The 15,808-nt window shown below is 57.8% G+C and carries 8 protein-coding genes and 8 pseudogenes; 8 read left to right on the top strand and 8 right to left on the bottom strand.

Features of this window, described 5'->3' with window-relative positions:
• The first annotated feature begins 56 nt into the window (after window positions 1-56).
• The 8 genes and pseudogenes from AC0L3S_RS32500 to AC0L3S_RS32465 all read left to right on the top strand — a co-directional run bounded on the left by AC0L3S_RS32500 (window position 57) and on the right by AC0L3S_RS32465 (window position 9,795).
• Window positions 57-1,210, top strand: a pseudogene (locus AC0L3S_RS32500) (8-amino-7-oxononanoate synthase).
• Window positions 1,207-1,839, top strand: a complete 633-nt coding sequence (gene bioD / locus AC0L3S_RS32495) for a dethiobiotin synthase (RefSeq protein WP_259219471.1) — start codon at window positions 1,207-1,209, stop codon at window positions 1,837-1,839. The pseudogene AC0L3S_RS32500 and the gene bioD overlap by 4 nt, the downstream one beginning before the upstream one ends.
• Window positions 1,836-3,097, top strand: a pseudogene (locus AC0L3S_RS32490) (adenosylmethionine--8-amino-7-oxononanoate transaminase). The gene bioD and the pseudogene AC0L3S_RS32490 overlap by 4 nt, the downstream one beginning before the upstream one ends.
• 1,194 nt (window positions 3,098-4,291) lie before the next feature.
• The gene (gene panB / locus AC0L3S_RS32485; protein WP_259219473.1) at window positions 4,292-5,164 is read left to right on the top strand and encodes a 3-methyl-2-oxobutanoate hydroxymethyltransferase; all 873 of its coding nucleotides are present in this window, start codon (window positions 4,292-4,294) and stop codon (window positions 5,162-5,164) included.
• 90 nt (window positions 5,165-5,254) lie between these two features.
• Window positions 5,255-6,020 (top strand): annotated as a pseudogene (panC, locus tag AC0L3S_RS32480) (pantoate--beta-alanine ligase).
• 459 nt (window positions 6,021-6,479) lie between these two features.
• A complete protein-coding gene (locus AC0L3S_RS32475; RefSeq protein ID WP_259219476.1) occupies window positions 6,480-6,680 on the top strand; it encodes a hypothetical protein in 201 nt (66 codons plus the stop codon).
• Window positions 6,681-7,253: 573 nt separating this feature from the next.
• Window positions 7,254-8,026, top strand: a pseudogene (locus tag AC0L3S_RS32470) (polysaccharide deacetylase family protein).
• A gap of 1,196 nt (window positions 8,027-9,222) precedes the next feature.
• Window positions 9,223-9,795, top strand: coding sequence for a GNAT family N-acetyltransferase (locus tag AC0L3S_RS32465; RefSeq protein WP_259219478.1), 573 nt, complete (start codon window positions 9,223-9,225; stop codon window positions 9,793-9,795).
• Between the two features lie 249 nt (window positions 9,796-10,044).
• Here the strand turns inward: AC0L3S_RS32465 and AC0L3S_RS32460 are convergent.
• The 8 genes and pseudogenes from AC0L3S_RS32460 to AC0L3S_RS32425 form a co-directional block, all read right to left on the bottom strand.
• Window positions 10,045-11,276 (bottom strand): annotated as a pseudogene (locus AC0L3S_RS32460) (diaminopropionate ammonia-lyase).
• Window positions 11,277-11,547: 271 nt separating this feature from the next.
• Window positions 11,548-11,844, bottom strand: coding sequence for a hypothetical protein (locus AC0L3S_RS32455; protein ID WP_374762398.1), 297 nt, complete (start codon window positions 11,842-11,844; stop codon window positions 11,548-11,550).
• Window positions 11,822-12,163, bottom strand: a complete 342-nt coding sequence (locus tag AC0L3S_RS32450) for an aldehyde dehydrogenase family protein (RefSeq protein ID WP_374762397.1) — start codon at window positions 12,161-12,163, stop codon at window positions 11,822-11,824. Before AC0L3S_RS32450 ends, AC0L3S_RS32455 begins: the two co-directional genes overlap by 23 nt.
• A 300-nt stretch (window positions 12,164-12,463) precedes the next feature.
• Window positions 12,464-12,727, bottom strand: a pseudogene (locus AC0L3S_RS32445) (DUF3551 domain-containing protein).
• Window positions 12,728-13,130: 403 nt separating this feature from the next.
• Entirely contained in the window at window positions 13,131-13,598 is a 468-nt protein-coding gene (locus AC0L3S_RS32440) for a MarR family winged helix-turn-helix transcriptional regulator (RefSeq protein WP_259219479.1), read from the bottom strand.
• A gap of 606 nt (window positions 13,599-14,204) precedes the next feature.
• On the bottom strand, window positions 14,205-14,525 hold the full coding sequence (locus tag AC0L3S_RS32435) for a DUF1045 domain-containing protein (RefSeq protein ID WP_374762403.1): 321 nt from the start codon (window positions 14,523-14,525) through the stop codon (window positions 14,205-14,207).
• Window positions 14,486-14,653: pseudogene (locus AC0L3S_RS32430) on the bottom strand (DUF1045 domain-containing protein); the annotation flags it as partial. The gene AC0L3S_RS32435 and the pseudogene AC0L3S_RS32430, both read right to left, overlap by 40 nt.
• A 166-nt stretch (window positions 14,654-14,819) precedes the next feature.
• Window positions 14,820-15,712: pseudogene (locus AC0L3S_RS32425) on the bottom strand (transglutaminase family protein).
• Window positions 15,713-15,808: the final 96 nt, after the last annotated feature.

Here is a 15,808-nt window from a genome sequence, read left to right as displayed (position 1 = left end):
GTTCTTCGCAGCGATCAAATGTTTCCCGAGATCTACCGCTACTGTGCGAGTGAAGAATGAATTCCATCCACGGGGTCAAAGTTGGCGACTATGTCGCTGCCTTGCATGCCCTGAAGGAAGACAACCGACTGCGTGGCCTCGAGCCGCGCGCAGGGATCGACTTCGCATCGAACGATTATCTGGCGCTGGCGAGCGCGCCGCGTATGAAAAAGGCTGTTTACGCCGCGCTAGAAGCCGGCACACCGATCGGAGCCGGCGGGTCGCGGCTTCTGCGCGGCAATTGCGACGAACACGAAACTCTCGAAGCAGAAGCGGCTCAGTTCTTTGGGGCGGAGACGGCGCTTTTCTTTGGTGGCGGGTATATCGCAAATTTTGCTGTCCTAACAACGCTGCCACAGCGGAGCGATTTGCTTGTTCTCGATTCTCTGGTGCACGCAAGTATTTATGAAGGCGCGCGAGCTGGCCGGGCCGAGTTTCAGATAAGCGACCATAACGACGCCCAGTCGGTCGAGGACACAATTCGTGACTGGCGGGCCGAGGGCGGAACGGGTCGCGTCTGGATCGTGGCCGAAAGTCACTACAGCATGGATGGCGATTTCGCCCCGCTCGAAGGCCTGGTCGCGATCGCGGACCGGTACGACGCGTTCCTGATTGTGGATGAGGCTCATGCCACAGGCGTTTACGGAGAGCGGGGACGAGGGCTCACCGCGCCCTATGAGGGACGCGACAATCTCCTGGTCATTCATACCTGCGGCAAAGCGCTCGGTGCGGCAGGTGCACTTGTCACTGCCTCCGGCGTGCTACGCGACTTTATGGTCAATCGCTGCCGTCCATTTATCTTCGCCACCACCCCCTCACCGCTGATGGCTGTCGCCGTGCGGGAGGCACTCTTCATCCTGCGACATGAACCTGAGCGGCAGCAGCGTCTGGCCAAGCTGGTCGCATTCACGCATGGAAATGGGTTTGCGCGGTTGGCGACGTCCTTCGGCCTCGCAGATTGTGCCGTATATCGTTGGCGACAACGCACGAGCGATGCGGCTCGCGTCAAGACTGCAGGCTCGCGGGTTCGATATCCGAGGAATCCGGCCGCCAACCGTGCCGGGCGGACACGGCGCGTTTGCGAATTTCACTGACGCTCAACGTTGGGGAGGATGACGTGCGTGCAATGCTCGATGCTCTGTTCGAGGAGACCAGAGGTGAAACGCGATGAGGCAGCAGATCGTGGTCACAGGCACAGATACCGGAATCGGGAAGACGGTGTTTTCCGCGGGACTCGCCGATCTCCTCGGCGCGAACTATTGGAAACCGATTCAGGCCGGCCTCGAAGGAGAGACTGATGCCGAGCTCGTCGCGCGACTGGGCAATCTCTCGTCCGATCGCATCGTGCCGGAGCGTTATCGCCTTCAAACGCCCGTTTCGCCCCATCATTCCGCTGAACTTGACGGAATTTGCATTGAGCCAGATTTGCTCGATGTGCCGGACACCGGGGATCGACCGTTAGTGATTGAGGGCGCTGGCGGCTTGATGGTCCCGCTGAGGGGCGATACACTCTACATTGATGTCTTCGAGCGATGGCGGCTTCCGGTCGTGCTTTGCGCGAGCACGGCACTGGGCACCATCAATCATTCGCTGCTGTCGATAGAGGCTCTGCGAAAGCGCCAGATCCCTATTCTTGGCATTGCCTTCATTGGGGAACCAAATGCTGAGACCCAGATCGCAATTCGGGAGATTGGGCGGGCGCGTTGGTTAGGGCGATTGCCCTGGCTATGTCCCCTCGCAGCAGACACGCTGCAGGCCGCCTTTAAAAGCTCGTTCCGTGCCGATCAATTCAAGCAATGAGGATGAAGCCGAAGTCGCCGATCTGGCATCGGTTCACACAACACGCTCACCGAGAGGAGATGACAAAAGTTATACGTGGAGATGGCGCCTATCTCCACACCGCTGATGGTCGTCGAATTATCGATGCTATATCATCTTGGTGGGTGGTGACCACGGCCATTGCCATCCACATATCGTGAGCGCCATCCAGAAACAGGCAGGCAAGCTCAACCAGATCATCTTCGCAGGCCACACCCACGAACCAGCTGAGGAGGTTGCAGCACTGCTTTTGAAAGTTGCGCCCCGTGGACTTGAGCATGTCTTCTTTTCTGACAGTGGCTCGACCAGTGTGCAAGTCGCGTTAAAGATGGCGCTCGGCTATGGCACAACATCGGGAAGAGCGGACGTGCATCGTCGTGATGCGACATTCATACCATGGCGATACGATAGGGGCGATGTCGGTTGGCGCCCGTGGTGTGTTCAACGCGGCGTACAGGCCCCTGCTATTCGACGTTACGTCAATCCCGTTCCCGGCGAGAGGTCATGAACAGGCGACGCTCGATGCGCTCGAGTCTGTATGTCGCAACGAAGTTCCGGCAGCTTTTGTTGTGGAGCCTCTCATATTGGGGCGGGCGGGATGCTGATGTACCCAGCCTGGGCGCTAAGAGAGATGAGGCGTATCGGCGAGGCCTCGGACGTCCTGTTCATTGCCGACGAGGTCATGACGGTCTGGGGCCGCACCGGGACACTATTCGCCTGCGAGCAAGCTAATGTCACCCCCGATATCGCCTGCTATTCGAAGGGGCTCACGGGAGGGGCGCTTCCACTCGCGGTGACACTATGTCGCGCGGATATTTTCAACGCGCACTATTCGAAAGATCGGACGCGTACGTTCTTTCATTCGAGTTCATAGACGGCAAATCCAGTAGCCTGCGCCGCCGCAAAGGCCAACCTGGATCTCTGGCAAGATCCGGAATCTCGCCAACGCGTGGCGTCGGTTGCCACGATGCAAGAGCAGGCAATTGAGCCATTCCGCGCCGACCCGCGGTTTGCAAACGTCCGGCGGACCGGCACGATTACAGCACTCGATCTGAAAACGAAGGATGCAGGCTATCTCGCGGGCGTCGGTCCGAAGCTTCAGGCTTTCTTCAAAGACCGAAATCTGCTGCTGCGCCCGCTCGGCAATACGATCTATGTAATACCACCATATTGCGTCACAGGGGCAGATCTTGATGAAATCTACCTCGGCATCACAGATGCCGCCGATGCGCTAGCTTAAGGTGGTCTTGGCGCGTTCAGCGAGGGGGAATCCGAGGTTCGGACGTCGGGTTTTAGATTACCACCCTGACCGCGTAAAGGCAAACAGGGTGGTTCTGATAACTCCAGACGAGTTGCTGCAGCACATCGGCGCAAGTTGAATTCCGTCGAGGAAAGCTACCCGCGCGTTAGATTTGAGTGTCAACGCGCGATTCGTTACATTAACCAAGATCGAAATATCGTTACAGTCAATGGTTAAGACTTGGCCGGCGAAGCACGACGATGGAGCGTACCGCTTCACCAAGGAGGCGCAATTCAGAGCTCAAACTCTTGCGCCCGTGTCCTTACATGCCGCGAGACTAGGCATCGCCAGCGTCGCATTCACGTGCGGGCATGGTGCTGCAGCGAAGAAAAGGGGGCGATCCACCTAATGCCGACGGGAGGCGAGGAATGCGCAATAGCTCTCACAGTTCGCACCGGGGTTCAGTAAGGTGCTGCGCGATATGCGGTGGAAAGGTTCGGGTTGATCCGTTAATACTGCTGGCGAACGGCCCTTGGCTAAAAGAAGTGCGTCGACCGCTTCAAGCCGCGGCGGGAGTCCGGCCATAATGGTTTCGCTGGTTGCGAGCGGCTTAATACATGGCCTACCACTATACTCGTGACTCAAAGGACGCCGCGCGGCGACAGAACCTGCACCGATGTTCTCAGTCCTTAGGTCCGGGTTACGTGCGAGAGGTGGTAACGCGGAGAGGATATTGCAACTACGATTGTTATCGACGCTGCCACTTAACAGACATCGCCTTCCCGTACCTTACAGCGCGCCGATCCTGATTCCGACACGAAAAGATCTCGTCCCCCTTGGGCTCGCAGCTTTGCTGAGTGCGCTTCGTGCTGGTTTAGGTTGGGGAGGCCTCGATGTCATCGATCATCACGGCGGCGCGTGCCGGCGAACCGTCTGCGGCTAAGGGACCTTCCTCGGCTTAAGCTGAACCGGGTCGTGCGGTGTGTCTCAGCGTGACCTAAGGCCGCTCCGCATGAGGAAGAACGGCCGAGAAGTTGTTATTCGATGATCGCGCGATCATTGGACGTTTTGATGCGTCTGTCTCTGATCCTGGAGAGGTAAATTCCTTTTTTCCTCCTCCCCATTGACAGCTTTCTCTCGTTTTCCCAAGGAAGCGCCGACTCTAGGCATGCGGGGGCGGATCGGGGATCTAAGATGAGCCGAATTTCAGAGCCGCCTGTTGAACGCGTCACGATTCCAGTCCTGCAGCGATGGAAGGAGGAGGGGCGTCGTATCGCAATGACCACCGCTTACGACGCGGTTACAGCACGCATCGCCGATCCGATCGTGGATGTCGTCCTTGTCGGGGATAGCGTTGGAAACGTCTGTCTTGGATTTGATAATACATTGCCAGTCAGCATGGCGATGATGAACCATCACCTCGAAGCCGTTGTACGCACAAAGCGTCGTGCCTTGCTCGTGGCCGATATGCCCTTTCTTAGCTTCCATCTCAGTCCAGCGGAGACGATTCGTAATGCTGGAGGCTTCCTGCAGCGTGGCGCCGACGCTGTCAAACTCGAGGGGGGGGCCAAGCGTATCGAAATAGTGCGCGCCCTGATCGATTGCGAAATTCCTGTGATGGGCCATCTCGGCCTGACTCCGCAGAGCGTCAATGTCATGGGTGGGTTCAAGGTGCAGGGCCGGAAGGCCGATGACGCCTTGCGCCTGCTCGATGACGCCCACCGTCTACAGGAGGCCGGCTGTTTCGCTCTCGTCCTGGAGGGTATTCCGGGTGAGCTCGCGGCGCGAGCGACCGAATGCCTGAGGATACCGACCATTGGAATCGGTGCGGGTCCTGGCTGCTCAGGCCAAGTGCTCGTCTTTCACGATGTGCTGGGATTGACTGAAGGTCATCGCCCCAAATTTGTTCGCACCTATGCCAATGGTTTCCAGTTGTTGCAGGAGGCCCTGTCGCGTTGGGCTGCCGATGTTCGCAACGGTGCATTCCCGACACCGCAAGAGTCCTATCGGCTTCCTGAAGGCCTTCGCGACACGGTCGCGAACTGGATGCCCTCCAATCCAACCTGATGTGAAGCACAACATGCAAACGATCACGACGGTCGCAGAGCTTCATCGCGCGCTCGCAGAGCCGATAAACGCGTCGGACTTGTGCCAACGATGGGCTATCTACGCGACGGCCATCTGGCGCTGGTCGAGGCCAGCCGGACGCAATGCGACGTCACCGTAGTTAAGCATTTTCGTCAACCCCACTCAGTTCGGGCCAAATGAGGATCTCAGTACTTATCCGCGCGACTTCCTGCGCGATCAAGAGCTGTGTCGCGATGCCGGCGTTGCGATCGTCTTTGCGCCGGATATACAGAAGATCTATCCGGCTCAATTTGAGACCTTCGTCGAACCGGGCGAGCTCGCAAAACCAATGTGCGGAGCTTTCAGGCCTGGGCATTTTCGTGGGCTGGCGACTGTCGTTGGCAAGCTATTCAACATGGTGCAGCCGGATGTCGCGTTTTTTGGACAAAAGGATTTTCAGCAATGCGCGGTGGTGCGCCGCATGGCAATTGACCTCAACCTTCCAATTAAGATCGTCACCGTACAAACCGTCCGGGAACCGGACGGGCTCGCGATGAGCAGTCGCAACCGCTATCTAAGCGAGGCAGAACGTCGGCGCGGTCTTGCCATCAGCCGTGGGCTGTTCGCCGCAGCGGATAAGTTCCGCTCAGGAGAGCGCGACGTGGAGCAGCTGATTGCAATCGCAAAGGAGCGGTTGAATACGGTCGATCGACTGCAGTACCTTGAGCTTGTCGACGCTGATACGCTCAGGCCCGCCGAGAGTCCTCTGCGGCGTACCGCTGCACTATGCGCCGCAGCTTATGTCGGCTCGACACGTCTGATCGACAACGTGATACTGTCGTTGCCGACTCCTTAGCGCGACTCACAACTAAACGACTGAATAGTCTCAGAATACTGAAGTTTGCAGTGAATGGGTGTTTTCGTGGACGAACAGTTTTTGAGAGACCGGGCTCGGATTATTCGCGATCTAGCGGACAAGGCAGACCCCTTCATCAGAAAGAGACTGCTGGACCTGGCGGAACGGTATGACAGACGTATTAGCCGCCCATCTCAGGCAATGAAGATGGTGACCGCGGCGATTTCGCCGACCAGCACAAGCGCGTCATCCATGCGGTAAAGTCCATCGAAACGTAAGCGCGATCGCTGGACAGCCCCAATCGAACACCGACACAAGCCGAGAAGCAGAAAGAGAAGGTGGAGACCGCTCTGTGGCGGGGCGCGGCAGTCGCAGATTTCTTACCCGATCAAACACACTTGAACCGCGAAACGCGAAATGTGCATTATCTTCCTCACTAGGGATGGGGGAGATCTCCAAATGTTGGATGCCGCTACCACCGCGCTTCTGCGCGCGATCCTCGACGAGGTCTGCGAGAGCCTTTCCCCGTATGATACCGGCGCCCGCACTTACGTCGCCTCGAAGAATCTGGAAGCCGCCATCAGAGGTGAGACGACGCCCGACCGCCTCAAACAGATCGGCCGCGAGGCCCTTTCCGAAAGGCCGACCATGTGGAGGTAGGCCTAGACAACATGATGTTGGCACTCAGTTGAATTTCCAGATCACAGTTCTGAAGATCCTGGTGAGCTATCTAGACGAGGCACCGATGCTGAGCTTATTGCCGGTCAGTCGCTGTAATTGTCGATCGCTGGAGCGCCGTCGGCCCAAGCCGACAGTCGTGGGTGAAATCCGCCGACAAACGGCATCGGAACGCGGAATTCCGGCGTCAGTGCCGCGCCATTGCATTAATCAATATCGCCATATGGCTACTGTGTAGAGGCGAGCGTGGCCATTGGACGAGGCGAAGTTTTTGGAGGCCGGCAAAGTACAATGGTCTGCTAAATCAATTCCAATTGGACGACGCAGCAAATGATCTGGCTGCAGACAATCTGATGCGCTCGGGAGCGAAGTAGGCCGATCTGAGCACAGGTCCACTGCGACGGATCAGCTAGTCCGGAATGGAAAACGAGGTGGCTGAAGCGATCGGCATGGTGCAACTCCAGCCAGGACGGCAGGACTATCTTGTTTAAGGCCGCAACCAGACACCCGTCCGGACACGACCTTGATGGCAGATGTCTGCACGGATGGACCTTGCTGCTCGTGAGCGCCGCGACGGCGGTGCTTGCCGGCGTCACGGCTGCGGGCGCGGCCGACTGCCCGCGTAAGGACGCGCTCGGGACCTCGCGCGTGCTCGTCGTTGGCGCCAAGACTTATCCGCGGGTCGGACTGAAGAGCTTTGCCCAGACGCTGCCCTTGGCCGACCACGAAGTTGCGCTGACCTTCGACGACGGGCCCCAGCCGCCGTACACAGAAGAGGTGCTGTCGGCGCTCGCGCAGGAGTGCGTCCGAGCCACGTTCTTCCTGGTCGGCAAGTCGTCGGCCCAATTTCCCGAGCTCGTGCGGCGCGCCGCTGCGCAAGGCCACACCATGGCGCACCACACTTGGTCGCATTCGATGGCGTCGAAGATCAGCTTCGAGAAGGCAAAAGAGGACATTGAGCGTGGGATTGCGGCCGACGAAACGGCGCTCCATGGCGTATCGACGATGGCGCCCTCGACGCCGTTCTTCCGCTTCCCCTATTTCGACTCGAGCCCTAAGACGCTCGAGCTACTCCAGTCTCGGGGCATCGTCGTGTTCGGAGCTGACCTGTGGGCCAGCGACTGGGAGGAAATGACGCCAGACCAGGAGCTGAAGCTCATCACCAGCCGGCTGAATGCCGAGGGGAAGGGGATCATTCTGTTTCACGACGCCAAGGCACATACCGCCGCGATGATGCCCGCCTTCCTACGGTACCTGCACGACAACGGCTACCACGTCGTTCACATTGTCCGACGGCGCCGCTGCAGACGAATGCCGACACGCATTGATGGCGGAATGCCACGGCGGGCGCAGAATGCAGCAATCCCGAATCAAATGATGGAGGAGGAATCGCGCCTGAGCGGTTTCGGGCCCGCTCTGTCGTGGTAGGTTACTTCAGACGTCTACCCCATCCTTGCCGTTTGCGCGTTGGCAGGAGTGCTAGGCGCGCATAGCCCAGTATCTTCGTCGTGCAGCCTACCTGATTCTGGAATGGTAGAACCCTACCGCTTCATCGATGACCAGAGCCATCTTCTGCTGAAATGCTGCGACCGGCTCACGCTGTAACGCGTGTTCGCAAGCATTAGAACAGTCTTCCAACAAACAGATCGTAAAGTGATCCAAGTGAACGATAGAAACGATCTCGCGCGACACGGCCCAACGTGCTCTCAGAAAGCATTTAACGGCAATGCGATGGCAGGCCGTGAACCCGGCTCATCAGAACGGGACGTTGTCTATTCGAAGAACACGAGAGAAACCGGCCTCACTCGCGATCTCAACGACCAAGTTGTACGCTTTCGTCGGGCGTCTGTGATGTTCTTGATCGCGCCGTAACAAATGGCGCGCCCGATGAGAAATTAGAAAAACTGATTATCCAAACGCTACCAAAAACAGTGTGCTTTGGACTCGCGCATTCCACGAGTCTCTGAGACCATTGATCTCAGGCAATAGAGCCGGTCGAGGGGCGCTCATGATGCCCAACAACATCTTCGACAAGGTGAGTGATTTAGTTATTACCGCGGGCCGATGAGCGTTCCTTCCGCGACGCGCGCAGCCATTGCGATGGGACCGTCGAATGTGATTGCTCGAGACTTGATCCGGCAAATCGCTGGTCGCGCCGCTCGAGCTTTCTACGAGGGGGGAGTAGATCCAAATCCGTGAGCTCGTTCGCAAGCGGCAGCCTCGCTCCTGCAACGTCCGTGCATGAACACGATGGCGCCGATGTTGGCGACACCGCAAGTCTAAAGAAGAAGAGACGGCTCCGTGCGACCATCACGATGTCCGACGAGTTATCTTTCGATTGTCTGAGAGCGTTAGCTTAGCCAGGAGCGACACAAAGACGCTATCACCGCGGTGTGAACTGAGACGTCATCTGACCTTCAACCGTGCGGCATATCTGTTTTGTATCGGGTGCTGCGGCAGCCTCCTGCCCGATGCCGCCGCTGGACCAGGTCGTATGTTGGTTAAACTTGGAAGAGGATATGACATGGTGAGCACGCGTGAAGTCTCTATCGATGACGCCACAACGGTGACCCACATGGTTGCTGCCCTACTCGCCGAACTTGAGGGCGGACAGAAGCAGGGCGGACTAGATACCCAGCCTGTTGTCGACCTCCTGGCCATCAAAGAGCGCGTCTATGGGTTTCTGGCTTTCACGGAGGCACGCCCTGTCGGCCTCATCATGTTGTCGGAAAGCGCCGCCCTTTTTGCGGGCGGAACCTACGGTATTATCACCGAACTCTACGTGGTGCCGGATCAGCGATCGTCTGGGGTCGCGATGCGTCTCATTGAGGCTGCGGTGGGCCTGGGGACGGTAAAAGGCTGGGGCCAGCTCGAAGTGGGGGCGCCGAGGCAACCCATGTGGAGCCGTAGCCCCAGCTCAGCATTGTACTTGAAGGCCGGTTTTGCAGAGATCGGTCCACGCCTCAAGTTGCCGTTACACGGCTTAGCTAGTCAACGTGCGAAACGTAATGCTGCCGGGAGATCGCGGTTAGATCCTCGGCGGCAACGCGCACTAAACCGCTGTATCCCGGATTCGTCTTCCGCAAAATTTGCGTGAGCGTCGATTTGCCGGCGCCCGATTAATTCGCGATGAGGTTTGTAGCGCGGGGTTTGAGTCCGGCCGACAAGTCAGAGAGCACCGGCGCATCTCAAACCCCATTTTAGTGAGCTGATCCGCGTGCCCAGCTCAAAGGGACACGAGGCCCTGCGCCACGCAGGGGCCGGCGTCTGCGCGGCGATGAGCCTTGTAAGGGTCGAACGCTGGCCAGACTCCCAGGGCGTTCGGATCGGACGGCTAATGAAAGGCTCACGAGCTCGCCCCGTCTGTTGACCCCTTCCTGACCGGCTTATTGTTCTTCGCGGTCACTTGCGCTGGCGTCGCATTGACGAGCTGTTCGTACAGGAGAGGATCTGTCGCACCCTCGGCGTTGATCAGGAAGACCCGTGCATTGGGTCCAAGACTAATCTTGCCACGCAAGGTCGGGTCAGCAGCAGCCTTCAGCAAAGCTGCAAGGCCAACACCGCCACTTTCGCCTGCAACGACGGCGGGATCGCCATCCGTCGGATATGCCAGACGTTTCATTACGCTGATTGCGTCCTCGTCGTCGACAGTCATAAAAGCATCCGCTGTGCGCGAAAGAATGCGCCAAGCGACGAGTGAAGGCTCGTAGCATTCGAGCATCGCCATCACGGTCGATTGCCCATGACCTACCTTGACAGGACGCCCGGCCCGCGCGCTTTCGAAGAGGCATGCGGCCCGCGAGGGATCGACAACTGTAAAGAACGGGCGGTCGTCGTCGAACAGAATTGATAGATGTCCAGCAACGGCCGCGGCGATCCCACCGATGCCTTCCTGGACGAAGACGTGTGTCGGCGGCTCCGGCAACTGGCGTAGTGCTTCGCTCACAAAAGCGGTATATCCCTGCAGTACAAAGCGCGGGATCCGCTCATAGCCAGGCCAGGACGTGTCAGACACTGTGATCCAGCCTTTTTGAGCCGCAACTCGGGATGCTTGGACGACAGAATCGTCATCGTTGCCGTCAACGTGGATCATCTGCGCGCCAAAGCGGGCAATGGCGGCGATGCGCTCGTTGCTCACGCCTGAATGAACGAAGATAGCGCATTTTGCACCAATGAGCTGGGCGCCTTGAGCAACTGAACTGCCATGGTTACCATCCGTGGCGCAAGAGACCGTCATACCTCTTGCCACGGAATTCACTTCAGGTGTGTGCAGCTCGGACACGTCAACATCGCGACCGAGCTGCCGAGTTGCTTCCTCGAGCACCAGACGGATCACAGCATAGGAACCTCCCAAGGCTTTGAAACTCCCAGGGTCGAGACGTTGGCCTTCGTCCTTTAGATCGAACCCACTCCAATCTCGCGGGCAAGGCCTGGCAAAGAAATAAGAGGGGTTTCCTTGTGACCATCGCGATGCTTGAGAAACCGCTCGACCTCGCGAGCTGCTTCGAGACTCAACGTGTCGGCGTCCGAGACATCGAGGGGCGTGCGGTGGTCGATGTGCTGGTTGAGGAGAAACATGGTTTGGCTTTCTTGCCTCATCGGGAGCGCTTTGCATGGAATACTTCATTCACGACGATATAAGTGGCGCATTCTGCGGTCATTTTGAAGCAGCGTCTGGGTATTGCACGCGCCTTTGCCACGACCAGGTTTTCGATCGACGATCTTCCCACAACAAGCGAGCAAAGTTCACGGAAACACTGCAGCCCGCGCGCTTTATCAGCGCGTCTGGAGATCAGCTATGTGGGAAGGCCGTGGCCCCGTCCACGGCCCTCTCCTTCAAAAGATCAGCTCATCGTCGGCATGAGGAATTCGGGGCCGGCGCGGACCCCGTCGGCCACCGGGTCATGATCGTCTTGCGCTTGGTGTAGAAGCGAACGCCCTCGGGACCATGCATGTGGTGATCGCCGAACAGGGACGCTTTCCAGCCACCGAACGAGGGGAACGCCATCGGCACGGGGATCGGAACGTTAATCCCGACCAAACTCGCGGGCCGCATCACCATCTCTGGTGAAGATGGCGGTGCCGTTGCCAAATCGTTCTTGTTAATCATGTCCGCTGCATCATCATAGGAGTTGGCGCGAGCCAACGCGAGGATGGGACCGAAGATCGATCTCTTCGCAGTAAATTGTCATGTCGGTGGTCACGCGATCAAATAGACTTCCACCGATGAGATATCCCCCTTCATAGCCTTGACGCCGAAGTTCGCGTCCGTCGACGATCAGCTTTGCACCTTCTTGTACGTCCGCGTCGATGTAGCCTCGGACCTTAGCGAGATGTGGCTTTGTTGCTAGCGGCCCCATTTCGGGACCAGTGCCAGGACCGACGTTCAGGGCGCGGACCTTAGCCGTCAGGTTTTTCAGAGCATCGACCGCGTGGTCCATATCGGCGTTCGGCATGACAATCATGTGGTTCTTGGCGCCTCCGAAAGCCTGGCGGCGCTTGCCGCGACAGGATGCCCCGAAACCGGCGGTCGGATTTGGTCGAGGATTGAGGCCGGTGCCGGTGCGACAAGATTGCCCAATTGCGCGTGACGCCGATGAGCCATCCCGTTCCGATCGTTGTGCTTGGCGTCCCGAGGCAACTGAGGACGCGAGCGTACTCGAGCGAGGACGTCCAACCAGGCGGAAGCCCAATGCTTAACCAGCAGGGCGGGTCGATTTATAGGCGCAAAGACTGATGTCTCGACCACAGTTGGCGATCACGCATCAGCGCGGGTGCCCTCCTTGTTGCTGGAATGCATAGATCGGATTCATCCTGCAATAGGCTAGGGTACCGGAGGCAGTGGCCATGCACTAGTCATAGGTCGAGAACTGGCAATTGCCTGGATATCCCCTACGTCCCTGGAGGCAATAAACGTCCTGCCGAGCCGGTGAAATGAAAAAACGACCCCGCGGAGCGGCACTCAATGGCGATCCAAAGCCGATGAGGATGGAAAGCGCAAGCACACAGATAAAGGGAAGGTTGCGCATGAGACCTTTAACCTCCGTTCAGACTTGAGAAGATAGAAAATCTAGAATTGATGTTTTGATCTTGGTCAATGGCAAACAGCTTCGTAGTCGGCTTGGCCGACGGACTTTGTCGCGATCTGCAAGAGCTTTGCGATTCCACAAAGGCTTAGCGGCTGACCGCGTATAACAGGTTGGAGAAGCCAGAAATCTGGAGCTCCGCAGAGAACTCTGGCCTCATGCTGAACCCGTATTCGTCGCCCAAATCGACTAGCTCCCGGTCCACAATGGTAACTTTAGCCTGCCACCGCTGGGACTGGCCGACCGGCGCGAGGAACCGTTGTGCTCCTCATGATGGTGGTGCTTCACATGAGGGCATGCGGGCCATGCATTCAAGCAACCGTTGATCGTCCAAAGCGCCTCCCTTCTAACGTCGGCCCCTCCCTCGGTCTGACGCCCCACCGGTGTCCAGTTCGGCTTTCAGGCGAGCTCTCTCCAGCCGCTTCCTGAGCCCAGCAAGTCGGCTCGACAGGCTCATCGATGCCTCGATGCCAAGCTCACCGAAAACGAACTGATCCAGTTCCTTCTGTTGTGCAGCGATGTTCGCGAGACGCTTACGGGCTTTGTCCGTTAGTGAGAGCTGGACGACCCGAGCATCCTTGATACCGGTTTTGCGCCGCACAAATCCGACTTTCTCCAGCGCCTTCGAATGTAGCGTGATGAAGGATTTGTCGACTTTCATCAGTTTTGCGACCACTCCGGCCGGAGCACCGCCATCCTTGTCTAAGTCCATCACCGCCATCAAGATCGCCAATTGTGTTCCACTAATGCCGAGTGCCTCGGCTCGGACGTGAAGAAAATCCTCCAGACAGACGTTGAGGGATCTGATCTCCAACGTTAATCGCCGCACCAGCTCCTGACTCTCAGCAGAGCCATTTCCCCCTTGCGTTGCTTGCTTAGCCAAATGCGGTGCCGTCGAATGTTAGGACCCTGCTCAAAGCTCGTTCGCGCTGACAAGGTTCAAAGACAGGGACAATGTGTTGCGCCTCACGCGCTTGCTTCCGTCGATTATCGGAGGATGCCAAGAAGTGGCCCAAGTACGTGACTCCCGGCGAGACCCCCGCCTACATGTCGGCGGCTACTGCTTGCCAACCTTTGGCTTCGCCAAGTCGCCAAGATGCACCTTCAAAAAGAGACCCTCGATTCGTGGTGTCGCGCACCGGCGCGACACTACGTTTCTTACGCTCCGGCCACAGGTTGCCCCAATGCGGGAAGACCGTACTCGGATCCGGGCAACGGGCTCGAATGTCTCGGCAGCTCTGCGCTTAACTGAATCGCAACTTTGCACAATCGATACGGTGGAATTCATCAAAAACGATCGCCCAAACGTCGAATTCAACCGCAATCGTAGCGTTGTATCTCGTGTGTTGCCGTCCAAGAGCCGATTTTGCCGCCCGACGAGCGAGAGAATTCGATCGTCGGCTGTCCGACTATCCAACCCTTATTCGTCGAGGAACAAGGGTGCGAAGACCGCATCCAACTCCTGCCGTACCTCGGGCTGACTATCGGCGAGAACGCGACCGGTTAGGGTCATGTGGAAGCGGAAGAGATCGAAAACGTACGAGTAACCCCATCGGACAAGATGGGCTCGTTGAGCTGACTGCACAAGCGCCGTTGAAAGTCGCGCTGACTCAGCGGGGCTCGAAGCGTCGAACTCTTCGACGATGCAGAAGGCAAGCCCTGCGAAGTGGGAATCGGATTCACGGGAACGAGCCCAAAGAAGCCCCCCATTAGATCGAGTTTCAGAGGACCGATCGGGCACGAAGGCCAAGCTGTCACGAACGCGCGCAGCGCCCGCTCCAATTCCTCGACTTTATACCCCTCCTTCAGCCGGAACGGCGGCTTGAGCGTCGCGTGGAAGCCGTAGCGACGGGCACAATGGTAAGACACGGCGAATTTTGCTTCGTAGTAGCGGCGTCGAGTGCAGCCGAGGCCACGGGCGAGCGTCCCTCAAAGGCGTCGTACCCAAGCCAATCGCCGCTACCGTTTGCGGGTGGTCCGGACCTGGCGTGTAGTAGATCGCGTGGTGGTCGAGCACGGTTCCAATTGCGCTGTATCAATAGCAAGGCGAAGGCCGCTGATTCACATGCCGTCTTTGTCTATCGGTTCCGATTTCTTCATCTGTGGGGGCGCCCCAATCGCTGCCCGAAAGCGGGATAGCTTGAGCAGGTGTCCGAGCGACGCCAACCCTGATAAGGTCGCGATTTCCAACGATGCCGTTGGTTGGATCAAATTCAACCCAACCAGAGCCTGGCACGTAGATCGAACACCAGGCGTGTGTCGAGCCGCCTCCGAGACGGACGCCCCCATCGCGATCGGGTACATAGACATAGCCAGTGAGGAAGCGAGCGGCAAAGCCGAGCGAGCGCGCGGCCTCCATCATCAGGAGCGCAAAGTCGCGGCAAGTTCTCCGTTTAAGATGTATGGTTTCCGCGGGTGTTTGAGTGCCTCGCATCGTACGGCGTTGGTAGGAAAATGCCTCTGCGATCGCTTCGTTGAGCGTCATGAGCAACTGACCAGTAGGGCGATTAACACCTGGCGTCACGAACTTTAAAAGCCATTCGTCGACGGCTGTGTCGTCTGGATAATGGCGACGGATGTATGGGACCAGATCCGGCAGTTCATTGCCGTCATAAGCGAAAGGATGCTCCCGAGCGTATTCCTCGATCCGAAAGCCTGGAGCTTTCTCCGGCGTATGCTCAAGACGGATGGTCGTTTCAAACTCGAGCACCTCTGCCAAGGTGTTGAAGTCAACCAGCGTGAGGCAGTTACCGAATACGTCGTGTATCCAGCGGATTTCGACCGGGTCCGGTCTTACCTCAAGTTTTTGCAGTCCAGTAGCCGCTGATCAAAACTGTCTCTCGGACGAAAGAGTATTTGATGCTGGCCAAGCCCTACGGACCTACGGTAGCGATAAACGGTGCTGTGGTGGACGGTGTAAACGATCATCGAATGCGCTCTGGACTACAACATAAGACCCGGTCCTGATCGCAGGCCGCACGTGGAAATGGATTTGTTCGACCACGAATGCCGTTCATTTCAGCA

The organism is Bradyrhizobium sp. Ken01 (assembly GCF_055807355.1).
This window is presented reverse-complemented; position numbering and strand designations above follow the sequence as displayed.